We start from the raw sequence: 23,749 nt of genomic DNA, 5'->3' as shown, positions 1-23,749 counted from the left end.
TTTTTAAATTTATAAATCAGTTTTTATAGGTAAACGGCTTACCATAATGATTTTAATAAGTTTGTTTGATTACGATCTGGTCCTACAGAGAAGATTGAAATTTGAACGTCACATAATTCAGAGATACGTTCTAAATATCTACGTGCATTGTCTGGCAGCTCATCTAATGAGCGACAACCTGTAACATCTTCTGTCCAACCAGGTAATGTTTCAAAGATTGGCTTACAACGTTGTAAGTCTTTTAAATTCGCTGGATATTCAGTAATTTCTTTACCGTCCAATTCATACGCCGTACAAATCTTCACTTCTTTAAGGCCTGTTAAGACATCGATAGAGTTGATTGATAAATCAGTAATACCACTCGCACGACGAGAGTGACGTAATACAACTGAATCGAACCAACCTACACGACGTGGACGTCCAGTAGTTGTACCGTACTCACGGCCAACTTCACGGATGTGGTGTCCATCATCATCAAATAGTTCTGTTGGGAATGGGCCATCACCGACACGTGATGTATAAGCTTTACATACGCCAATGACTTTAGATACGTATGTTGGACCAACACCACCACCGACAGTGACATTACCTGCAACTGGGTTACTTGACGTAACGAATGGGTATGTACCGTGGTCGATATCTAACATAACGCCTTGAGCACCTTCAAATAATACTTTTTCTTCTGCTACAAATGCATCGTCCAATACTTTTGCAGTATCCGTAACGAACTCTGCTAAACGTTGGCCTGCTGCGTAATAAGTTTCAAAGATTTCTTCAAATGAAGGACATGCTTTATCAAACATACCTTTGAAATATGCTGATTTGTATTCAATATTTTCTTTTAATAATTTTTCAAACGTTTCTTTATCTAATAAATCTGCAACACGAATACCAATACGTTGTGCTTTATCTACATAAGCTGGACCGATACCTTTTTTCGTAGTACCGATTTTATTATCTCCACGACGTTCTTCTTCATATTCATCTTGTTTAATATGATAAGGTAAAATAACTTGCGCACGGTTTGAAATACGTAAATTATCTGTTGAAATACCTCTTTCATTTAAAGCGTCTAATTCTTTTAATAGTGCTACTGGATCGACAACGACACCGTTACCAATGACTGCTAATTTTTCTTTATAGAAAATACCAGATGGTACTAAGTGCAATTTATATGTTTCGCCACCAAATTTAATTGTGTGGCCTGCATTGTTACCGCCTGAAAAACGTGCAATAACATCTGCTTGTTCTGCTAAAAAGTCTGTGATTTTACCTTTACCTTCGTCTCCCCATTGTGTCCCAACAACTACGATTGATGACATATGAGCACCTCCAAGTTTTTCTCAATTAACCATTAAGTATTCTACCAATACCACACTAATAATGCAAACAAAAATCGAACATTGGTTTTTTACATTTTCTCGAATTTCATTAAATGTTTAAAAATGCAATTACACATCTTAAACATAGTGTCATCAAGGTTTTTAAAGCGATATCCATTTAATTACAACACATACTTCATTAAAAAAGAAAGAACCAAATGCAAACAAAAACCGTACGATAAATAAACATATTTACAAATCGTACGGAAAAAATAAATTTTATTCTTTTTTTTAACCCATGTCTGCATGTGCATAATCGATATCAGTAAATTTATTATACTGCTTCATAAAGTGTAATTTAACAGTACCTGTTGGACCATTACGTTGCTTCGCTATTATAATTTCAATCTCACCATTATCATCATTTGTTTGTGGTTCAAAGTTCGTATCTCCATCATCATCGTCTTCATCTTCGCCACGATTATAGTAATCATCACGATATAAGAATGCGACGATATCAGCATCTTGCTCGATTGATCCTGATTCACGAATGTCACTCATCATTGGTCGTTTGTCTTGACGTTGCTCTACGCCACGTGACAACTGACTTAGTGCAATGACTGGACATTCCATTTCTCTGGCAATCGCTTTTAATGTACGAGAAATCTCTGATACTTCTTGTTGTCGGTTATCTGAGAATCTTGAACCACTACCTGAGATTAATTGCAGATAATCAATCACTACCATGTCTAAACCGTGTTCTTGTTTTAAACGACGGCATTTTGAGCGAATATCTGTAATTCGAATACCTGGTGTATCATCAATAAATATCTTTGTTCTAGATAATTTACCTACTGCAATTGTAAAGCGATTCCAGTCTTCTTCTGTCATCATACCCGTTCTTAAACGGTTCGAATCTACGTTACCAGAACTACAAATCATACGTGTTGCTAGTTGATCCGCACCCATTTCTAGCGAGAATATACCGACTGAGAAATGGTCTTCATGCGTAGCAACTTTTTGTGCAATATTAAGTGCGAAGGCAGTCTTACCTACTGATGGTCTGGCAGCCAGAATGATTAGATCATTACGGTTAAAGCCCGCGGTCATCTGATCTAGATCTCGATAACCAGTTGGGATACCAGGTGTTTGACCACTATTTTGATCAAGTAATTCTGCATTCTCATACACTTCTCCAAGTACATCTCTAATATCTTTAAATCCATCGCTTTCACGTGTAGATGACAATTCTAATATTCGACGTTCTGCATCGTTCAATATTGTATCTAATTCTAATTCATCATTATAACCATCGTTAGCAATGCTATCGGCAGTTTGTATCAACTTACGTTTTGTCGCATGCTTAAATACGATATCTGTATAATATTGAATATTTCGAGTTGTCGGTACATTACTAGATAATTCTGCTAGATATTGTGGGCCACCCGCTTCATTCAGTCGTCCTTCATACGACAGTTGATCCATAATTGTAACCACGTCAATATCTTTATTATCTTCGTTGAGGTTCATCATGGCTCTAAAGATGTGTTGATGTGCGCCTCTATAAAAGGACTCAGGAAGTAAGACTTCCTGAGTTCTGTTTATCAATTCCGGATCTATGATAATGGCACCTAAGACAGATTGTTCAGCCTCATTACTGTGGGGCATTTGATTTTGTTCATACATTCCATCCATTATGATTACACCTCATATCTCAATCCGTTTTTATTGTTCAACTGTGTGTACACGAATTGTACCTTCTACTTCTTTATCTAATTTAACTGGTACATTTGTGTAACCCAATGCATGTATACCGTTTGGTAAATCCATTTTACGCTTGTCTATTTTAATATCATGTTGTTGTTGTAATGCTTGCGCGATTTGTTTTGTACTAACTGAACCGAATAATTTTCCAGCATCACCTGTTTTAGCAGATACTTCAACTTCAATATGACTTAATGTTTCTTTTAATTTTTTAGCATCTTCAATTTCTTGTTGGCGTTCCGCTTCTGCAGCTTCATTTTTCTTTTCAAGCTGTTTTAAATTACCTGGAGTAGCTTCTACTGCATAATTTTTCTTCAATAAGAAATTGTTTGCATAGCCTACAGGTACATCTTTAACTTCGCCTTTTTTACCTTTACCTTTAACATCTTGTGTGAATATTACTTTCATGAATTTTCACTCCTACTCATTTGTTCTGTTATAGCTTGTTGTAATTGTTCTATTGCTTCATCAACAGTGACATCTTTTAATTGTGTAGCTGCATTAGTTAAATGACCACCGCCACCAAGTGCTTCCATTGTCAATTGAACGTTAACTGCACCGAGTGATCGAGCAGACATACCGACTAGATTATCTTCTCTTCTAGCAACTACATACGAAGCTTCTACACCATCTAAACTTAACAGTTCATCAGCTGCTTGTGCAACTGTTACAGGATGATAGATTTTTTCGTTCGAACCATGTGCAATTGCGACACCGTTCTCTTGAAGTTTCACTGTTTGGATTAATTCAGTACGATTAATGTACGTATCTAAATCATCTTTCAAGAAATGTTGCGTTAATATTGTATCTGCACCATGTGCACGTAAATAACTTGCCGCATCAAATGTTCTTGAACCTGTACGTAATGTGAAATTACGTGTATCTACAATAATACCTGCAAACATAATTGTCGACTCTAAACGTGTTAATCGTTGTTCTGTTGGTTGGTATTCTAGCAATTCAGTCACTAGCTCTGCAGTTGAACTTGCATATGGTTCCATATAAACAAGTAATGGGCTAGAGATAAAGCTTTCACCACGTCTATGATGATCGATCACAACTTTACGATTTGCCTTGTTTAATATGTTTTCGTCGATAACCATTTCAGGTTTATGCGTATCTACAACTACTAAAGTTGTCTTAGACGTCATGACATCCCATGCTTCATCAGATGTGATAAAACGCTCTTTTAGTTCAGGCTTTTCATCGACTGCATTCATCACACGACGCAGCGTCGGATCAATATCTGAATCATTTAACACAATATAAGCATCTAAGTTGTTCATCATAGCAAACCTTGAGACACCAATGGCTGCGCCTATAGCATCTAAGTCTGGACGCGTATGTCCCATAATGATGACTTTGTCGCCTTCCATTAAAATATCTTTTAATGCATGAGAGATAACACGTGCTCTTACACGTGTACGTTTTTCCATGGGGTCAGTCTTACCGCCATAGAAACGCACATTTCCGTTCATATGCTTAATTGCAACTTGGTCACCACCACGGCCTAGTGCTAAATCAAGTCCAGATTGAGATAATTCACCTAAATCGATTAAGTTCTCTGAACCTTCACCTACACCAATACTTAATGTCAATTGCGCACGGTAACCCACACTTTTTTCGCGTAATTGACTCAGTATACTAAAATTAGATGCTTCAACTTCATTTAGAATGCGTTGGTTTAAATAAGCAACAAATTGATCTGAACTATAACGTTTGAAATAAATGTCATATTCTGTTGCCCATCTACTTATGACGCGCGTAACCATAGAGTTAATTTCTGAACGTTGTGTATCATTCATATTTTGCGTAATTTCATCATAGTTATCTAAAAATAGTGTTGCAATAATTGGTTTAGATGCTTCATATAACTCTTGTGTATGTATTTCTTCAGTAATGTCGAAGAAATACAATACATGTTCTTTTTCTGAATATCTTACACGATAGTGATATTCATTTTCTTGAATTTCCACTTCTTGTGTTTTTTCTAACTGTTTTAATATATTAGGATATACTTCATTGACTGGATCAGAAATGACATTTCGATCTAGACGATCCGACATAAATTGGTTCATCCACTCTATGTTTTCATTTTCATCTAAGATAATCATCCCAATAGGTAACCTTTTAATAGCAGTATTACTGCTTGCTGAGATTTTTCCACTCAGATTATCTACATAGTTATCCAATTTTTGTAAAGCTTGTCTTACCATCAGTACTGTCCCTACGATTATGATGAGTAATACAACAGTAGCTATACCTGCAATCAATTGGTTAAAAATAAACCAAACGACGACAAGCGCTATCGCTGTAAGCACCATAATAATAAATGGTAAAATCAACGCTTTTTTAGTGGATTGACGGTTCATTTTTCCACCTCAAATCATTTTTTAATGATACGTTTTAAATTGATACATAAATCTACAAATCCCAGGAGACTCACAATATGTGTTAATGGCATTAAAATTGTCCCTATCACCATTAATAACACAGTAAGTGCTGGCGGCATTGATTTCGCTTTTCCGAAAAAGTGAATCACACTTAACCCCTGAATGTACATACATAATGATAACACAATTTCAAAGTTTAAGACGATGGTTTGAAACGCACTTGGTTGCGTTGAAAACATAACACAAATTAATACAATAACATACATCCATAAGACAGAACGCTTCATTTGCCAAGCATATAATGGTTTAAATATGGGTGTAGCGATTTTGAATTTACGCAAGATTGGAAAAGTGATAATTAAATTGATTAATATAAGTAGAAATACACCAACAATCATATAACTTGGTAGTTGCACTGCTGATTGGCGGAAAGTCTCTTCAAACATTTGTTTATAATCCGCGTTGACTGAAGCGCTAGAAATTATGTTATACATCTGTTCTTTAATCGGTTTGATTAATGATGTAGCACTTGGTATTTTTTTAAATGCTTGTAACACCATAAATGCAATTAATGCAATGATACTAATAAACGTTGTTGTTATATAAAGTATACGTTCTTTTGATGTACGTTCTTTTAATAATTGACCCACTACAACACTCACTACGAACAAGAGGATCATGATACTTAACACGAATATATTACCTAATAACGTAGTTAGCACAACTGTAATGACTGCCGTTAAGCCAAAAGATTCTACAGATTTATGCCATAAAATAATACCTGGAATTGTTGCAAATAAACTCAACACGAGTCCAAGTAGCGGTAATATATGTAAAGCTAAAGCTACTATAATTAACGTGATTACACTAAGTATAGTGGCTTTAGTATGTATTTTAGAAAACAAATTCGCCACTCCTATACAATTTTTGTCTATGTTTATTATTTTAACCTCTTTAAAACTTTTATACAATTATTGACAATTCTTTTTGTCAGAAGTTCAATATCAGCGACAAAATCTGAAAATGAGCGCCTTTTTAAATTACATCTCCTCGTTAATACCAACTTCAAATTTCACATTTTACTCACCATAAAAATAAGACGTCATAGGAACACAGTTATTTCCACTTTCATTTAAGTATAAAATAACTATCCCAGACGTCTTATAATACAAAACGAACTAAAATGTAGCATATCGTCATTTTCTTTTGAACTTGGAAACTTTTAAAAAGTGATACAAATTGGGTGCCCAATCGTTAAAGTTCAGTAAGAAACCATCATGTCCTACATTATCTGGCACAAAGCAATGCTTATGATATTTAAATCGCGCACCTGTAGCATATACTAAATCGTCTGGATATAATAAATCATCCGTAAAGCCCATAGTCATAACTTTAGTATCTAGACGTCCAAACACTTCATCTACATCAGTACGATCTCTATCTATATCGTGGCTATCTAAGACGTCTAGCAGGGTTAAATAACTCAATGGATCAAAGTGCTTTTTGAACTTATTTCCCTGATGCTTCTGGTAGTTTACAACTTGGTCTGGTGTAAATCGTCTATCGTAACTTTTAGAAGAACGATACGTTAAGAAACCAAGTTGTCTTGCGATACTCATACCTTCACCATGATCTAATCGAATCGCCTGTCTCGCAATTTCATTAAATGCACGACTATATGAGGATGTCTTATCTGTTGCAGCTAAAATGACTGCTTTATCTACTTCAAATTTATGATTATACAATAATTCCAGCGCTTGCATACCTCCTAAAGACCCACCGATTAAAATACTAATTCGATCAAACCCTAATGTTTGAATACCTAATTCTATTGCATTGACAATATCACGCAATGTTAAATGCGTGGGGAAGTCAGCATCTGTAAGTGGCGAACTCGAGCCATATGGACTACCTATCACGTTGAATGTTAAAAATTGATAATCATGTATTGGCATGTACCCTCCATCTATAATCTCTCGCCACCAACCAGGATTGTCATCCGTCCCGTATGTCAAATGATTACCTGTCAGCGCATGGCATACAAGTACAAGTGGCTGCCCTTCATATCCAACATGTTCATAACGTAATTTTAAATTTAAGATCGTTTCACCTGATTCAGTTGTAAATGGTCCCAATTCTAATGTATCAACCGTATAATTTGTCATCATTTACCTCCTACTTAGTAAAAAAACTTCCTACCTATTTATAATAAGTAAGAAGTTACAATACTTATTATTCGAGCGAATCGTTGGTATTAGCACCGTGCTTCTAAAGTCGGTTGCTGAAGCTTCATTGGGCCAAGTCCCTCTGCTTCTCGAAATAAGATTTAATTTTAATTGTAAAAAGCTGTGTATAAATCAAACATCTATTTTAACAAGTATTCCTTTAAAATTATCAAAATTTTCTAATTATTTCTATTCTAACGGATAATGTGAACCACTTCAATAATATATTTAAAATATCCATCTTAAAACTGCCATTATTAAAATACCACTGACAATCGTAATCGTTAAACTCCGTGTAATAATGGCAATGATTATTGTTGGAAGCATCGTCACTAAAAACGGTAAATTAATACTATACACCATTGAACCTTCATGTTGTTCTAAGACGCCGTCTACAATCAATGCCGTAAATAATGTAATAGGAATGAAGGAAAGCCACTTTACAACTGTCTCAGATAGTTTAATTTTTGTAATTAATATAAACGGTATAATTCGTGTTAACCAAGTGACCACACCACATAAAACAATGATTAATAGCATATGTAAGGTCGTTGTCATTTATCGATCACCACCCCTAACCCCGCAGTAATTGTCGAAGCTAAGATAATTGCTACATATGAAGGCATAAAGAAACTTAAAATAAGCATTAATATGATCACACAAACAATTAATACTAAATATGTTTTAAATTGTGATTGCTTAATAGCATCAAATTGGGAAACAGCTAAGAATATAAACATTGCAGTAATAGCAAAATCTAACCCAAACGCATCTGGGTTTGTTATGTATTTACCAAAAACAGCACCAACAACACTTGCAAATGTCCAAAATAAATAAGCTGTGATATTTAATCCATGCAGCCATCGATCATTGATTTTTTCACCTTTTAGATGTGGTGTAATAGCGACACCAAATGTTTCATCTGTAATCAAAGAAGACATACCTATACGATTCCAAAACCCATATCCTTTATAACTTGTCGCTAAGGTCATACTTAATAAAAACATCCTAGAATTTACAATAAATGTCGTTAATACAATTGCAGAAATTGGAGTTCCAGCAATGACTAACGCACAAATAATGAATTGTGCCGCGCCAGCATAGACAAGTAAGCATAATAAAATGATTTCAATCAAATTGAAACCTGAAGCAACTGCAACAATACCAAATGAAAGACCAACACCAGCATAACCTAACAAAGTCGGTACACATTCTTTTACACCTTGCTTAAAAGTTAAATGTGTTGCCATCATGCCACCTCCCACACATTTTATAAAAATAATAGAATTAGTTTAATACAAACTGAAATATACATTCAATGTTTTTAGACTGACGTATGTGTAACCTAAGGCTTACGTTTGTCTAAAAATGCTGTTATTATAATATTTTAAATTCCAGAATATTGTGTTATTATTTTAGACTTACCTCTCATTTTTTGAATAAAATAAGGCCTTCAATAAATGAGATAACCTACAAAACGAGATATTTAACACCTCCCCTACCCTTTCTTTACTTTAAAAGTATTTAAGGTATTTAGAAGATCAGAAGGATCATTGTTCATATAAAATGAGAGGTTGAGACATCCATTTGTCTCAACCTCTATTTGCATTTCATCATTTTGTAGCATCTATTTTGAAAGTTCAACACTTGAGCTAACTCAAATACCGCTGATGATATTCATTACAACTAATCTTATTTTTCTTTAACTGGGTGAATCACTGTTTTACCACCCATATATGGTACTAATGCATCTGGAATAGTAACTGAACCATCTTCATTTTGATAGTTTTCTACGATTGCAGCAAACGTACGTCCTACTGCTAAACCACTACCATTCAATGTGTGCACTAATTCTGGTTTTGCTGTTTTATCACGTTTAAAACGAATGTTAGAACGGCGTGCTTGGAAATCAGTAATATTTGAGCAAGAGCTAATTTCTTTGTACTCATTATAGCTTGGTAACCAAACTTCTAAGTCATAAGTCTTGCTTGAGCCAAAGCCTATGTCACCTGTACATAAAATAACTCTACGATATGGTAAGCCTAACTCTTCTAAAATTGCTTCTGCATGTTCTGTCATTTCTTCTAATGCTTGCCAAGAGTCTTCCGGTTTTTCAAAACGTACCATCTCTACTTTATCGAATTGATGTAAACGGATTAACCCTCTTGTATCTCTACCAGCTGAACCCGCTTCACTACGATAACACGCTGATTGCGCTGTGAATTTAGCAGGTAAGACATCCGGACCAATAATTTCATTACGATAATAATTCGTTAATGGTACTTCTGCCGTTGGTATTGTATATAATCCTTCTTTTTCAATTTTGAATAAATCTTCTTCAAATTTTGGTAATTGGCCAGTACCGTACATTGAATCAGCATTTACTAATTGTGGTACCATCATTTCTGTGTAACCATGTTGCGTCGTGTGTTTCGTGACCATATAGTTCATTAATGCTCTTTCTAACTGTGCGCCTTCGCCAGTTAAGAACACAAATCTTGCACCAGAAACTTTTGCACCGCGTTCAAAATTAGCCATTTGTAGTGACTCTACTAAATCCCAATGTGCTTTTTCATCAAAATCAAATTTTCTTGGTGTACCCCAACGTTTTAATTCTACATTCTCTTCATCAGAATCACCTTCAGGCACATCATCATGAATTGTATTTGGAATACGAGATAATAAGTCTTCTAGCTCTTTATCCACATTATTTAAATCATTATCTAACAGTTTGATGTCGTCACCTAATTTTCTCATTTCTGCGATAACATCATCTGCATTTTCTTTATTGCGTTTTTTTTCCGCAATTTCACCGCTCACTTTGTTACGTTCAGCTTTCATTTCCTCAGCTTTACGAATTAATTCACGGCGTTTGTCATCAAGCGATAATACATCATCTACTACTTTTGTATCCATACCACGTTTTGCAACTTTGTCTTTTAAAAACTCTGGGTCATTACGAAATAGTTTAATGTCTAACATGTCATTTTCCATCCTTTCAATTTCTTTTTTTTAAGAATAGAACACAAAAAAGACCACATCCCTGTACAAGGGACGTGGTCTTTACGCGTTGCCACCCTATTTAACAGTCAAAAGAGACTGCGCTTTCACCAAAATAACGGTTAAACCCGATTGTTCTCATATAGTAGGTAGATTCACATTGACCCTGATTACTTGTTCTCACTAACCACAAGCTCTCTGAAACCAGAAGTACAATACTACTTATCCTACGAACAATAGCTTTATTAACTTGATTTTAATATAGCAAATAACCTATCACTTTTCAAGGCCAAGGATATGCAATCGCTGAATGTTCATTAAAAATTCACCCAACCTTAATTAGCATAAGCGTGATCTAATAAATACTGTGAAACAGCTTCTATGTCTTTATGAAATTGGCGGTCTTCAGTGATAGATGGTACCACTTTTCGTAAAGCTTGATATTTTTCATAGGTTTTAGGTGATAATTTTTCAATATCTTTATATTCTACTGCTTGAAGTGCGATGATTGTTTCTATTGCTAAAACACGTCGTGCATTTTCAATCATTTGGTAACCATGGCGTGAAGCAATCGTCCCCATAGAAACGTGGTCTTCTTGATTAGCTGATGATGGAATAGAATCTACACTAGCTGGGTGTGCGAGTGTCTTATTTTCCGAAACAAGACTTGCAGCTGCATATTGCATGATCATTGCACCACTCTGTAAACCCGGTTGAGGGCTTAAAAACGCCGGTAAACCATTGTTCAATTGTGGGTTTACTAATCTCTCTAAACGTCTTTCTGAAACATTGGCTAATTCACTTACGCCTAACTTTAAGAAGTCTAACGCGAATGCAATCGGTTGACCATGGAAATTACCTCCAGAAATAACTAATGTCTCATCATCTTCATCAAATATTAATGGATTATCGTTCGCCGCATTCATTTCAAATTCAAGCTTTTCTTTTACATAATTAAAAACTTGGAAGCTTGCGCCATGTATTTGTGGAATACAGCGTAATGTATAAGCATCTTGTACACGAATTTCTCCCTGTGTCGTTGTTAATTTAGAACCTTCAAGCCAGTCTAACATGCGCGAAGCAACATCTATCTGTTCTGGAAAATTTCGGACGCGATGCACTTTTTCATGATATGCATCAGTAATACCATTTAATGCTTGATGCGTAAGTGCAGCAATCCACTCCGCTTGGTAACCAATATCTTCCGCTTCTATATAATTAATTACACCTTGTGCAGTCATAGCTTGCGTACCATTAATTAAAGCAAGACCTTCTTTAGCCTGTAAGCTCAAAGGTTCACGATTTAATAAATTTAAGACATACCGGCTGTCTACTTCTTCACCTTTATAATAGACGCTACCTTCTCCAATCAATGCCAAAGCTAAATGTGAAAGTGGTGCTAAATCACCTGAAGCACCAAGAGACCCTTGTTGTGGAATGACTGGAATAATTCTGTTGTTAATAAAATATATGATTTGATTTACTAAATCGATTGTCACACCAGAATGACCTTTTAGCAATGTGTTTAGACGTAAAATCATCATCACTAACGCGACATCCTGTGAAAAAGGGTTTCCGATACCACATGCATGTGAACGAATTAAATTTACTTGTAATTGATTGTATTCCCCCTCATCAATACGCACATCACTAAATAAACCAAATCCAGTCGTTATACCATAAATTGTTTCTTTATCATCTATAATCTTTTCTACTGTTACCCTGCTCTGTTTTACACGTTCATATGCATCCTCTGTTACTTTTACATCATCACTTTGATATAAAAAATCTTTAATTGCATTAATTGTTAAATTTTCACCATTAAGCTGTAATGTCATTTCCCCATCTCCTTACTTCTGATGATTTTCAATTAATTAAAGTATACGCTTCCATATTTTTAAGAACAATAGGTTCGTCCATATCCGTAACATGGTATTAAATTAGTATTTTAATAAGATAAAGAAGGCAAATTTATTATTTCTAAAAATAAACAAATTCTTAATGCTTTTACCTATTGACTAAAATGCAAAGCAGGTATAATATTTTTTATTGTATTTAAAAAGTAGATTAATAAAAAAGCTACAGAGAAAACCTTTCATAAAGCTTATAAATATATAATTCTTATCAAAAAGTACAAACTTACGAATCAACAAAATAATGATCAAATATACAAATTAAAAGTTGAAATAACTAATATGATTAAAGGGGGTTTCAATGTTGGAAACAATTTCATCAGTAAGCATTCCAAAACGTAAAGATGAAACGCATAAAGGTGATTATGGCAAAATTCTTTTAATTGGAGGTAATGCGAATCTAGGTGGGGCAATCATGCTTGCTGCACGCGCTTGTGTCTATAGTGGCAGTGGTTTAATTACGGTAGCTACACATCCAACAAACCATGCTGCGCTACATTCACGTTGTCCTGAAGCAATGGTAATTGATATCAATGATACTAAAATGCTCACTAAAATGATTGAAAATACAGATTGTATCTTAATTGGTCCTGGATTGGGGTGTGATTTCAAAGGAAATAATGCTATCACGTTCTTATTACAAAACATTCAACCGCACCAAACACTTATAGTGGATGGAGATGCTATTACTATATTTAGTAAATTAAAGCCAGATATTCCAACTTGCAATGTTATTTTCACACCACACCAAAAAGAGTGGGAACGTTTGAGTGGTATCGCAATAGAAGAACAAACCTATGAACGTAATCGCGAAGCTGCTGATAGAATTGGAGCAACGATTGTATTAAAAATGCACGGCACTGAAATCTATTTCAAAGATGGAGATTACAAACTACCAATTGGTACACCTGCGATGGCTACAGGCGGTATGGGTGATACACTTGCCGGTATGATTACAAGTTTTGTAGGTCAATTCAACGACACGAAAGAAGCGGTTACGAGTGCTACTTATACACACAGTTATATCGGGGAAGAATTATCAAAGAAAATGTATGTCGTACCACCTTCTCATTTAATTAGCGAAATTCCATATGCTATGAAAGCATTGGAGAGCTAAATAAGCACCTGCGATATAAATATATTAAACCAAAATAAAATGAGTCTGGAACATAAAGTTCTTGGACAAGTAAAAAGGCAATTTCTATTGAAATAATATAGAAATTGCCTTTTTTCAATATTGTTTTGGTTATATTTAGTTCTTTGAGATACTACTTTTCTTATATTAAGTGCCATTAATACAATGAACTAAAGATGTTAATAGGGCATCTGCTTTAGGGTTTACTCTAAAACGATTAATTGTTTTAGAAGAAGGCGTTTGATTTTGTAATAACCACATCATTCGGATATCATCATTAAGTAGTTTTTCTATTTTATGACTAGAGATTTTGCATCGTGCGGACGCCCGGGGGAATAGTATGAGTGAGAGACTACAGGCTCGAGCCATATCCCCAGGCAAGCATGCACGATCAAAATCGTAATATTTTAAATATAAAGAGGACCAATCCATATTAAGGATTGGCCCTCTTATTTTGAGAATAGGGATTTATGTCCCAGATTCATTTGTATATTTAAATTTTTCAATTTTAAATGTAGCTGTTGGTTTACTTATAGAAATTGAGGTTATTCGTCATCTTCGTTTTCAGTGTCTTCATTATCACTATTATCAATGTCTTCATTGATACGATCCATAAAGTCTTTTCTCACTTCTTGACGACCATCTTCATCGGTATCTTCTTCAACTTCGGTATGAACGATACCTTCTGATAAATCATCAGTTACTACAGATTCTGATTGTTGACCGTCACTTGAAGAGCCTTCAATTTGTTCATTTTCTGTTTCTTGAAGTTCAATTTCTTCAGCTTCTTTTTCTTCTTCATCTACTTTAGCAACTGTAGAAACAAATTGATCGTCGTTTAATTTAATCAATCTTACACCTTGGGCTGCACGTCCATTTTGTGAAATATCTTCAACGCCGATACGGATAATTACACCAGCATTTGTAACAATCATCAAATCTTCTTTACCTTCGACGGATGTGATACATACAACTTGACCGTTACGTTCTGTAATCGTAGCAGTCTTAATACCTTTACCGCCACGGTTAGATAAACGATATTCACTAACTGGCGTACGTTTACCGTAGCCATTTTCAGTCACGACTAGAATTTCATCATCTGTTTCTGCTTTAGTAACATCTAATCCAATGACGCTGTCGCCTTCTCTTAATGTAATACCTTTAACACCAGCAGCTGTACGACCTAAAGGACGTAATGCAGTTTCGTTAAAGCGAATTAAAGAACCATGAGCAGTACCGATTAATACATCATCTTCACCATCTGTTAATCTCACTGCAATCAATTCATCATCTTCTTTGAAACCAATCGCAATCTTACCGTTTTTATTAATGTGAGAGAAATTACGTAATGCTGAACGTTTTACGATACCATTTAACGTTGCAAATACTAAGTAGTCTTCTTCACTTTCTAAATCTTTGACGGCAATCATTGTACTAATCGTTTCATCATTATCCAGTTCAATCGCATTGACTACTGGGATACCTTTAGACTGACGGGAGAGTTCTGGCACTTCATAACCTTTAAGTTTATACACTCTACCTTTATTCGTGAAGAATAAGACATGATCGTGTGTACTCAATGTAACAAGTTGACTTACAAAATCTTCTTCTAATGTTTGCATACCTTGTACACCACGACCACCGCGATGTTGAGCTCTATATGTTGAAACGGGTAGACGTTTAATATAGTTATTGTGACTTAATGTGATGACAATTTGTTCTTCTGGGATTAGGTCTTCGTCTTCAATATTGTCGAGACCACCCATTTGAATTTCTGTTTTACGTTCGTCACCATAGCGTTCACGAACATCAATTAATTCATCACGAACAAGTTGTAATAGTTTTTCTTCGTCTGCAAGAATCGCTTTTAATTCTTCTATATATGCAATTAATTCATTATATTCAGATTCAATTTTATCTCTTTCTAAACCTGTTAAACGTCTTAATCGCATATCAAGGATGGCTTGCGCTTGTCGTTCAGTAAGTTTAAATTGTTCTTGCAAGCTTATCATTGCAACTTTGTCTGTATCAGATTCACGGATCACACGAATAATTTCATCAATGTGATCTAAAGCAATTCTTAAGCCTTCTAAAATATGTGCACGGTCTTGTGCTTTCTTCAAGTTGTATTCTGTTCTTCTTCTTACAACTATCTTTTGATGTTCAAGATATTCAACCAATGCTTCTTTAAGGTTAATCAATTTCGGTCTGCCATCAACTAAAGCAATCATGTTAACACCAAATGACGTTTGTAATGGTGTCTGTTTATACAAGTTATTTAATACAACACTGGCATTGGCATCTTTACGTATGTCAACCACAACACGCACACCAGTACGTAAACTTGTTTCGTCACGTAAATCTGTAATGCCATCGATTTTTTTATCACGTGCTAATTCAGCAATTTTTTCAATCATGCGGGCCTTATTTACTTGATATGGAACCTCTGTTACAACGATACGTTGACGACCGCCACCACGTTCTTCAATTTCAGCTCTTGCTCTCATTTGAACTGAACCACGTCCAGTTTCAAATGCACGGCGTATACCACTTTTACCAAGAATAATACCTGCTGTAGGGAAGTCTGGCCCTTGAACATCTTCCATTAATTCTGCAATCGTAATATCTGGATTATAGCTTAAACTTAATACACCATTGATTACTTCAGTCAAGTTATGTGGAGGTATATTAGTAGCCATACCTACTGCGATACCTGATGCACCATTTACAAGTAAATTTGGAAATCTTGAAGGTAAGACTGCCGGCTCTCTTTCGTTACCGTCATAGTTATCAACAAAATCAATCGTATCTTTGTTAATATCTCTCAACATTTCGAGTGTGATTTTAGACATACGCGCTTCTGTATAACGCATCGCCGCTGCGCCATCACCATCCATAGAACCAAAGTTACCTTGGCCATCAATTAAAGGATATCGATAGCTGAAGTCCTGGGCCATTCTAACCATAGCTTCGTAAATTGAGAAGTCTCCGTGAGGGTGATATTTACCCATAACGTCCCCAACAATACGCGCAGATTTCTTATATGATTTATCAGGTGTCATACCTTGTTCGTGTAAGCCGTAAAGTATACGTCGATGTACTGGTTTTAAACCATCTCTAACATCTGGTAGCGCACGTGAAACGATAACGCTCATCGCATAATCTAGGAACGATTCACGCATCTCATTCGTTATATTTCGTTCATTTATTCTTGATTCAGGTAATTCAGCCATCAAGATATCCTCCTTCAAAAATTCAGTTCATTGTCTTAGAAATCTAAGTTTGCATAAACTGCATTATCTTCAATAAACTGTCTACGGTTCTCAACAACATCGCCCATTAACATTTCAAAAACTTGGTCAGCTTCAATCGCATCATCTAATGATACTTGTAACATAGCTCTGTTCTCTGGATTCATAGTTGTTTCCCATAATTGATCAGCATTCATTTCACCAAGACCTTTGTAACGTGCAATAGACCATTTTGGACTTGGATCCAATTGAGCTTTAAGTTTTTCTAATTCACGTTCGTTAAACACATAGTATTTCTGTTTACCTTGTGTCAATTTGAATAATGGTGGTTGTGCAATATAAACATATCCAGCTTCAATTAACGGTCTCATAAAGCGATAAAAGAATGTTAATAGTAAAGTTCTAATATGTGCACCATCAACATCGGCATCTGTCATAAGGATAATCTTGTGATAGCGTGCCTTACTTAAATCAAACTCTCCACCAATACCAGTACCAAAAGCAGTAATCATAGAACGTATTTCATTATTATTTAAAATTCTATCTAAACGTGCTTTTTCAACGTTCAATATCTTACCACGTAATGGTAAAATGGCTTGCGTTTCTGAGTCACGACCAGATTTTGTAGACCCTCCGGCAGAGTCACCTTCGACGATGAAAATTTCACTTCGAGAAGGGTCTTTACTAGAACAATCTGCAAGTTTCCCTGGTAAACTTGAAATTTCTAGCGCAGACTTACGACGTGTCACTTCACGCGCTTTTTTAGCTGCAAGACGTGCTTGTGATGCCATAATCCCTTTTTCTACGATTGTTCGACCTACTTGTGGATTTTCGTATAAAAAGCGTTCAAACAACTCGGAGAATATACGATCAACAACTTGACGTACTTCGGAGTTACCTAATTTAGTTTTAGTTTGTCCTTCGAATTGTGGATCACCATGTTTGATTGAAACAACAGCCGTTAAGCCTTCACGTGTATCTTCACCTGAAAGTCTTTCTTTATCTTCTTTCATGATTTTACTGTTAAGACCGTAGCTATTTAACACACGAGAGAGCGCTCGTTTAAAGCCTTCTTCATGAGTACCACCTTCATAAGTGTGAATATTATTCGCGTATGTTAAAAGATTTGTAGCATAGCCTTTATTGTATTGAAGCGCTATTTCAACTTCAATATCATCTTTTGATTGATGTACATAAATCGGTTCTTCATGAATAGGTTCTTTATTTTCATTTAACATTTCAACGTAAGATTTTATACCACCTTCATAGTGATAAGTATCTTCACGAACCTCTTCTTCTCTTTCATCTCTTAATGTAATTGAGATACCTTTATTTAAAAACGCCAGTTCTCTGATACGTTGTTGCAAGACTTCATAATTATATGTTGTTGTTTCAGTGAATATCTCAGGATCAGCTTTAAAACGAATCGCAGTACCTGTAGAACCAGTACTTTCATCAGTTTCACCAATGATTTTTAAATCAAACTGAGGTATGCCTTTTTTATATGCTTGATGATATATATTTTCATCCTTGTATACATACACTTCCAAATCTTCTGATAAAGCATTTACAACAGAAGAACCTACACCATGTAGACCGCCGGAAACTTTATAACCGCCACCGCCGAATTTACCACCAGCGTGTAGTACAGTTAGAATAACCTCAACGGCAGGTCGTCCCATTTTTTCTTGTATACCAACAGGAATACCACGACCATTGTCTGTTACTTTTATCCAATTATCTTCTTCAATAATAACGTCGATTTGGTCAGCATAACCTGCAAGTGCTTCGTCAATACTGTTATCAACAATTTCCCAAACTAAGTGATGTAGTCCTCTTTCTGAAGTTGAGCCTATATACATACCTGGTCTCTTACGAACCGCTTCTAGACCTTCTAATACCTGAATCTGACCAGCACCATAATCTTCCGTGTTGTTCACATCTGACAATGCTTCCACCTTCACTTTCCGTTACTTTATAATTTCGCCATTATTAATGCGATAAAGTTTAGCGTTTTTCATAATTTCATGATCAATGCCATCAACTGATGTTGTCGTCACAAATGTCTGCACTTTATGTTGAATTGTGCTCAATAAATGAGACTGACGTGAATCATCTAATTCACTTAACACATCATCTAGTAATAGGATGGGATACTCACCTACCTCAATATTCATCAGTTCGATTTCTGCAAGTTTGATTGATAAAGCCGTCGTTCTTTGCTGTCCTTGCGAACCGTAAGTTTGAGCATCCATACCATTTACGTTGAAACCTAAATCATCTCTGTGAGGGCCAAACAAACAGACACCTCTATCTTTTTCACGATCTTTATTATCATCTAGTAAAGTTAAGACTTCCTCTAAGCGTTCTGTCTCACTTTTTTCTTCCGCATCTAATTTGATACTAGGAAGGTACCTTAATGACAGTGTTTCATTCTCGTCTGTAATACCAGAATGAATAGGTTTGGCTAATGATTCAAGTTCTTTAATAAAATGTTCACGTCTTAATGTAACTTTGAGTGCATATGTTGCAAATTGTTGGTTTAAGACATCAAGCATAGTGCTGTCAGTCTTTTGACCATATTGCAATTGCTTCAAATAATTATTCTTTTGTTTTAAAATTCTTTGATATTGAGACAAATCATTTAAATATACAGCTGAAATTTGTCCAAGTTCCATATCTATAAATCTACGTCTTATTTGAGGTGCGCCTTTGACAATATTCAAATCTTCAGGTGCAAACAAGACAACGTTTAAGTGACCGATATATTGTGTCAGTCTACTTTGTTCTAAGTGATTGATTTTAACCTGCTTACCCTTTTTAGTTATAAACATCGTTAAAGGCATTTCTCCATATCTATAACTGAGTTCACCCTCTATTTTAGCATAGTCTCGATCAAAACGTATGAGTTCTTTATCATTTGATGTTCTGTGACTTTTGGCTAATGCTAGTGTATAAATAGATTCCAATAAATTAGTCTTCCCTTGCGCATTCTCGCCAATCAATATATTGACTTCAGGGTGACAATTTAGAGTAATTGACTCATAGTTACGATAATTGTCTAGCTGGAGTGTCTTTAGTTTCATTCTTCACCTTGATGTATAATCAAAAATGAACCGACTTCTGGTATAACGATGTTATCTTGATGGTTTAATTTTTTACCACGACGCATTTCGCGCTCACCATTGATCATTACTTCAAAATCTTGCAGGAACCATTTCGCTTGACCACCAGATTCAATAATACCTTCTGTCTTTAGAAATTGCCCTAAAGTAATGTCTCCATCAACAATTACTTCTTCAACCAAATCAATCACTCCATTCCTTTTAAACTCATCTATATATTATACCTTTTTTCGAGAAAAATTTCATGCAAAATGCAGATAGAAAGCGTTTTCTTATGTATAATTTTTACTATTATTGAAATTTATTTACAAAAGTACTTTTAACAAGGTAACACTCATATATTATAACAAACTTTTCTTCCTAATATTCTATCTTCTTAAAAAAAGATTCTACTTAAAAATTAATTATTAATGTTCTTAATTACGCAATATTTCATAAAAAATTTTAATATGCGTTCAACGACAATGTTATGATTTTGAATTTTAATGACTTTCTCAGCTTATTTATTCGTTTTAGGTATCATAAGTCTAAAAAAGTTTAAATTGCTTATATTTAAGCTCTAAATAGCATGTAAGTAGCGTTAAATGTTTATGATTAATATATATCTATCAATATACACGTTTTATTTTATGAAATTACTTCGAAATAAAAAAGAGTGAAGCAATGGTTTATATGTGACAGAGGTTGAGACATAATAGATTCGCCTCAAACGCATTTCATATTGGCAGTAGATGACTGAATTGAAAATGGGTTTTAAATCAAGCTTCTGTCCACACCTCTAAGTTATGCTTACTATGTTTTAAATATCCACAATATAAAAAACCCGAGACATAAATCTGTCTCAGGCTCTATCTCTTGAACAAAAGCTTAATATGTTCTAATTGGTAAAATTAATTGTGTAACTGAATCATCATCTTTTGGTTTTAAAATAAATGGTTTCATCGTACCAAAGAATTCAACTTCAACTTCATCGTTATCGATTGCTTTAAGTGCATCCATCATATATTTAGAGTTAAATGAAATTTTTAAATTGCCACCATCAACGTTATCCGCTTTTACTTCTTCTTTCACAGTACCAATTTCTGGTGATGTAGAGGATAACTCGACTAATTCATTACCTGTACTTAATTTAATAACATTGTTTCCACCTTCACGTGCTAATAGAGACGCACGATCAATAGCATGATAGAATTCTCCGTTATCTATGCCTATTTTAATTTCATAGTTTTCTGGGAATAAACGTGAAGTATCTGGATAGTGACCTTCTAAGAGACGTGAAATAAAGTTTACATTTCCGACTTTAAATAATACTTGGTTTGATGCAAAGAAAATATCGATATCTTCTTCACTATCAGACATAATTTTATTTAATTCTGCTAAAGCTTTACCTGGAATAATGACATTTTTATTTTCAGATTCATCTTCTAAAGCTACTTTTCGCACAGCCAAGCGGTGTGAGTCAGTCGCTGTGCATATTAATTCATTATCTTGTATAAGCCAATTAACACCAGTGAGTACTGGGCGTGTTTCTGAGGTGGACACTGCGAAATTCGTTTGTGCTATCACGTTTTTAAGCACTTTTACAGATAATTGAATCGCATCATCACGAGAAACTTGTGGTAATAAAGGATATTGATCTGGATCTAAACCACTTAAATTAAATTCTGAATGTCCAGAAGTTATTAAAGTTTGGAATTGTTCATTTGTTGATAATTTAACTTCTTTTCCTGGTAGTTTTTTAATAATATCTACAAAGAAACGACCAGGGAGTACAACTGAACCAGTTTCTGTAATTTCAATAATGTCTTCTCCATCTACTTGTTTAGGAATTGTAATTTCTATTGAGATTTCTGAATCTGAACCAGTAAGTATGACTTCATTGTTTTTAACTTCAATTTTTATACCCGTTAGTATAGGTAATGTAGTTCTTGGTGAGATTGCTTTTAATGTGTCATTTAATTGATTTATAAAATAATCTCTTCTAATTGTAAATTCCATTTTTAAACTCCTTCCAGTCGTTTATATAATAATTATATAGGTTTTAAACACGTAGTAATAGTAGTAGGGCTTGTGGATTAGGGGATAACTCAAATTAATACAATCATGTCATTGTTTGACGACTGTGGATAACTTGTGCACAGTGTGTATTACTTTTGCACATTGTCCACAAAGTTAAAAAATAAGTTATTTTGTTATACCTCTAAATTGATTTATTAATCTGTTATAGTACAGATTGTTTTATTGGTTTCTAATTTCTTTTTCAAGATTTTCAACTTCTTGCTTAAATGTCGGATCATTATTGATATCTTTTACTATTTTTTCATGTGCGTGAATAACAGTAGTATGATCACGTCCACCAAACTCTTCTCCGATTTTAGGCAGCGAAAAGTCAGTTAATTCACGTGATAAATACATAGCAATTTGACGTGGATAAGCAATCGATTTTGTACGTTTCTTGGCACTAAAGTCTTCTATTCTTACACTATAGTATTCTCCAACAACTTTTTGGATATCTTGTATAGTAATTTTTTTAGATTTAGGTGCTTGGATGATATCTTTCAGTGCAGCTGCTGTTAATTCAGTTGTGATAGGTTGTCCTTGTAACTTTGAAAAGGCCAATACACGATTAAGTGCGCCTTCAAGTTCACGTATATTTGATTGTATTTGATTAGCGATATACGTTAAGGCTTCAGTAGGAATATTTATATTTTCTTCACCAATTTTTTTCTGCAAAATAGCCATTCTGGTTTCGTAGTCTGGCGGTGTAATATCTACTATCAATCCCCACTCAAAGCGAGAACGTAGTCGATCTTCTAATTTAGCAATTTCTTTAGGAGGTCTATCACTAGAAATAACAATTTGCTTATTCGCTTGATGTAAATCATTAAATGTGTGGAAGAATTCTTCTTGAGTTTGTTCTTTGTTTTGAATGAATTGTATATCATCTATTAAGAGCACATCGATATTACGATATTTTTCTCTAAAACGTTCTGTTTTATTGTCTCGGATAGATTTAATGAATTCATTGGTAAATTTTTCACTAGATGTATAGATGACTTTGGCATTTGGATTATTATCTAAGACATAATGGCCAATAGCATGCATTAGATGGGTTTTACCTAATCCTACACCACCATATATAAATAATGGATTATATGCTTGGGCCGGTGCTTCGGCTACAGCTAAACTCGCAGCGTGTGGGAATCTGTTTCCGGGACCGATGACGAATGTTTCAAATGTATTGTTGATATTGAATTGTTCATCACCAACTTTTGCTACATCAACAGTATCAAGGTCTACTTCTTTTTCATTAGCACTTTGTTTAACATCTTGTTTTTTTTCAGATTTTAAACTTTCTAATTCATCTTCAGAGTAAAATACTGGCATGATTTCGTGACCAATAGCTTCATATAATGCAGATTGTACGATTTCAACATAATGTGTTTTTAACCAATTAGCTACAAAAGGATCATCAATGACTACAATAGCTTCATCATTTTGTAACGAATAAAGTTTTGTATCTTTCAAAAAAGTTTGATAGCTAGGATAGCTGACTTTTTCTTGAGCTAAGGTTAAAACTTTTTCCCAAATTTCTTGTTCTGACATAATAGCAAACTCCAA

The 23,749-nt window shown here is 34.7% G+C and carries 17 protein-coding genes, 2 pseudogenes, 1 riboswitch and 1 other annotated feature; of the genes and pseudogenes, 1 reads left to right on the top strand and 18 read right to left on the bottom strand.

Annotation, left to right across the window (positions count from 1 at the left end):
* Nucleotides 1–38: 38 nt before the first annotated feature.
* The 10 genes from KA873_RS09135 to hutH all read right to left on the bottom strand — a co-directional run bounded on the left by KA873_RS09135 (nt 39) and on the right by hutH (nt 12,542).
* Nucleotides 39–1,322 (bottom strand): adenylosuccinate synthase, encoded by a 1,284-nt coding sequence (locus KA873_RS09135; RefSeq protein WP_064264657.1) that lies wholly within the window; start codon nt 1,320–1,322, stop codon nt 39–41.
* Nucleotides 1,323–1,613: 291 nt separating this feature from the next.
* Complete coding sequence (gene dnaB / locus KA873_RS09130) at nt 1,614–3,017, bottom strand: replicative DNA helicase (RefSeq protein WP_019468526.1); 1,404 nt, start codon at nt 3,015–3,017, stop codon at nt 1,614–1,616.
* A gap of 30 nt (nt 3,018–3,047) precedes the next feature.
* Complete coding sequence (rplI, locus tag KA873_RS09125; protein WP_019468525.1) at nt 3,048–3,494, bottom strand: 50S ribosomal protein L9; 447 nt, start codon at nt 3,492–3,494, stop codon at nt 3,048–3,050.
* Nucleotides 3,491–5,458, bottom strand: coding sequence for a DHH family phosphoesterase (locus KA873_RS09120; protein WP_107523309.1), 1,968 nt, complete (start codon nt 5,456–5,458; stop codon nt 3,491–3,493). Before KA873_RS09120 ends, rplI begins: the two co-directional genes overlap by 4 nt.
* 14 nt (nt 5,459–5,472) lie before the next feature.
* Nucleotides 5,473–6,399 carry a DUF2232 domain-containing protein gene (locus tag KA873_RS09115; protein ID WP_171027037.1) on the bottom strand — a complete coding sequence of 309 codons (927 nt, stop codon included), beginning with the start codon at nt 6,397–6,399 and terminating at the stop codon, nt 5,473–5,475.
* Between the two features lie 276 nt (nt 6,400–6,675).
* On the bottom strand, nt 6,676–7,644 hold the full coding sequence (gene metX, locus KA873_RS09110) for a homoserine O-acetyltransferase MetX (protein WP_019468522.1): 969 nt from the start codon (nt 7,642–7,644) through the stop codon (nt 6,676–6,678).
* Nucleotides 7,645–7,705: 61 nt separating this feature from the next.
* Nucleotides 7,706–7,805, bottom strand: a riboswitch (SAM riboswitch).
* 127 nt (nt 7,806–7,932) lie between these two features.
* Nucleotides 7,933–8,262, bottom strand: coding sequence for an AzlD domain-containing protein (locus tag KA873_RS09105; RefSeq protein ID WP_019468521.1), 330 nt, complete (start codon nt 8,260–8,262; stop codon nt 7,933–7,935).
* Nucleotides 8,259–8,954 (bottom strand): AzlC family ABC transporter permease, encoded by a 696-nt coding sequence (locus KA873_RS09100; protein ID WP_210140266.1) that lies wholly within the window; start codon nt 8,952–8,954, stop codon nt 8,259–8,261. Before KA873_RS09100 ends, KA873_RS09105 begins: the two co-directional genes overlap by 4 nt.
* 442 nt (nt 8,955–9,396) lie before the next feature.
* Nucleotides 9,397–10,686, bottom strand: a complete 1,290-nt coding sequence (gene serS, locus KA873_RS09095; protein ID WP_019468519.1) for a serine--tRNA ligase — start codon at nt 10,684–10,686, stop codon at nt 9,397–9,399.
* Nucleotides 10,687–10,751: 65 nt separating this feature from the next.
* Nucleotides 10,752–10,942: a binding site (T-box leader), on the bottom strand.
* Between the two features lie 97 nt (nt 10,943–11,039).
* On the bottom strand, nt 11,040–12,542 hold the full coding sequence (gene hutH, locus KA873_RS09090) for a histidine ammonia-lyase (RefSeq protein WP_107383516.1): 1,503 nt from the start codon (nt 12,540–12,542) through the stop codon (nt 11,040–11,042).
* 379 nt (nt 12,543–12,921) lie between these two features.
* On the opposite strand from hutH, the gene KA873_RS09085 reads away from it, so the two are divergent.
* Complete coding sequence (locus KA873_RS09085; protein WP_026034765.1) at nt 12,922–13,734, top strand: NAD(P)H-hydrate dehydratase; 813 nt, start codon at nt 12,922–12,924, stop codon at nt 13,732–13,734.
* On the opposite strand, the pseudogene KA873_RS13775 reads toward KA873_RS09085, so the two are convergent.
* From KA873_RS13775 to dnaA, 8 genes and pseudogenes are all read right to left on the bottom strand, one after another.
* Nucleotides 13,712–13,916, bottom strand: a pseudogene (locus tag KA873_RS13775) (hypothetical protein); the annotation flags it as partial. The gene KA873_RS09085 and the pseudogene KA873_RS13775 sit on opposite strands and share 23 nt — an antisense overlap.
* 7 nt (nt 13,917–13,923) lie before the next feature.
* Nucleotides 13,924–14,058, bottom strand: a pseudogene (locus tag KA873_RS09080) (transposase); the annotation flags it as partial.
* Nucleotides 14,059–14,297: 239 nt separating this feature from the next.
* The gene (gene gyrA, locus KA873_RS09075; protein WP_210140265.1) at nt 14,298–16,985 is read right to left on the bottom strand and encodes a DNA gyrase subunit A; all 2,688 of its coding nucleotides are present in this window, start codon (nt 16,983–16,985) and stop codon (nt 14,298–14,300) included.
* A 35-nt stretch (nt 16,986–17,020) separates the two neighbouring features.
* The gene (gene gyrB / locus KA873_RS09070; RefSeq protein WP_181187414.1) at nt 17,021–18,961 is read right to left on the bottom strand and encodes a DNA topoisomerase (ATP-hydrolyzing) subunit B; all 1,941 of its coding nucleotides are present in this window, start codon (nt 18,959–18,961) and stop codon (nt 17,021–17,023) included.
* Between the two features lie 12 nt (nt 18,962–18,973).
* Nucleotides 18,974–20,089 (bottom strand): DNA replication/repair protein RecF, encoded by a 1,116-nt coding sequence (gene recF, locus KA873_RS09065; protein ID WP_019467931.1) that lies wholly within the window; start codon nt 20,087–20,089, stop codon nt 18,974–18,976.
* Nucleotides 20,086–20,319: a S4 domain-containing protein YaaA gene (gene yaaA / locus KA873_RS09060; protein ID WP_171027031.1), complete on the bottom strand. Its 234-nt coding sequence runs from the start codon at nt 20,317–20,319 to the stop codon at nt 20,086–20,088. Before yaaA ends, recF begins: the two co-directional genes overlap by 4 nt.
* A gap of 676 nt (nt 20,320–20,995) precedes the next feature.
* Nucleotides 20,996–22,126, bottom strand: coding sequence for a DNA polymerase III subunit beta (dnaN, locus tag KA873_RS09055; RefSeq protein ID WP_019467929.1), 1,131 nt, complete (start codon nt 22,124–22,126; stop codon nt 20,996–20,998).
* A 240-nt stretch (nt 22,127–22,366) separates the two neighbouring features.
* Nucleotides 22,367–23,734: a chromosomal replication initiator protein DnaA gene (gene dnaA, locus KA873_RS09050; RefSeq protein ID WP_107384807.1), complete on the bottom strand. Its 1,368-nt coding sequence runs from the start codon at nt 23,732–23,734 to the stop codon at nt 22,367–22,369.
* Between the last annotated feature and the right edge of the window lie 15 nt (nt 23,735–23,749).

Origin of the sequence: Staphylococcus sp. GDY8P45P, assembly GCF_017892745.1 — a bacterium.
Classification (GTDB): domain Bacteria; phylum Bacillota; class Bacilli; order Staphylococcales; family Staphylococcaceae; genus Staphylococcus; species Staphylococcus cohnii.
Note: the sequence above shows the minus strand (reverse complement) of the source record. Positions and strands in the feature narration are given on the sequence as shown.

Coding starts and splice junctions, on each gene's coding strand:
- dnaB (WP_019468526.1), bottom strand. CDS start 3,017: ATGGATGGAATGTATGAACAAAATCAAATGCCCCACAGTAATGAGGCT.
- KA873_RS09105 (WP_019468521.1), bottom strand. CDS start 8,262: ATGACAACGACCTTACATATGCTATTAATCATTGTTTTATGTGGTGTG.
- KA873_RS09100 (WP_210140266.1), bottom strand. CDS start 8,954: ATGGCAACACATTTAACTTTTAAGCAAGGTGTAAAAGAATGTGTACCG.
- KA873_RS09135 (WP_064264657.1), bottom strand. CDS start 1,322: ATGTCATCAATCGTAGTTGTTGGGACACAATGGGGAGACGAAGGTAAA.
- dnaN (WP_019467929.1), bottom strand. CDS start 22,126: ATGGAATTTACAATTAGAAGAGATTATTTTATAAATCAATTAAATGAC.
- gyrA (WP_210140265.1), bottom strand. CDS start 16,985: ATGGCTGAATTACCTGAATCAAGAATAAATGAACGAAATATAACGAAT.
- hutH (WP_107383516.1), bottom strand. CDS start 12,542: ATGACATTACAGCTTAATGGTGAAAATTTAACAATTAATGCAATTAAA.
- serS (WP_019468519.1), bottom strand. CDS start 10,686: ATGTTAGACATTAAACTATTTCGTAATGACCCAGAGTTTTTAAAAGAC.
- dnaA (WP_107384807.1), bottom strand. CDS start 23,734: ATGTCAGAACAAGAAATTTGGGAAAAAGTTTTAACCTTAGCTCAAGAA.
- KA873_RS09120 (WP_107523309.1), bottom strand. CDS start 5,458: ATGAACCGTCAATCCACTAAAAAAGCGTTGATTTTACCATTTATTATT.
- metX (WP_019468522.1), bottom strand. CDS start 7,644: ATGACAAATTATACGGTTGATACATTAGAATTGGGACCATTTACAACT.
- recF (WP_019467931.1), bottom strand. CDS start 20,089: ATGAAACTAAAGACACTCCAGCTAGACAATTATCGTAACTATGAGTCA.
- rplI (WP_019468525.1), bottom strand. CDS start 3,494: ATGAAAGTAATATTCACACAAGATGTTAAAGGTAAAGGTAAAAAAGGC.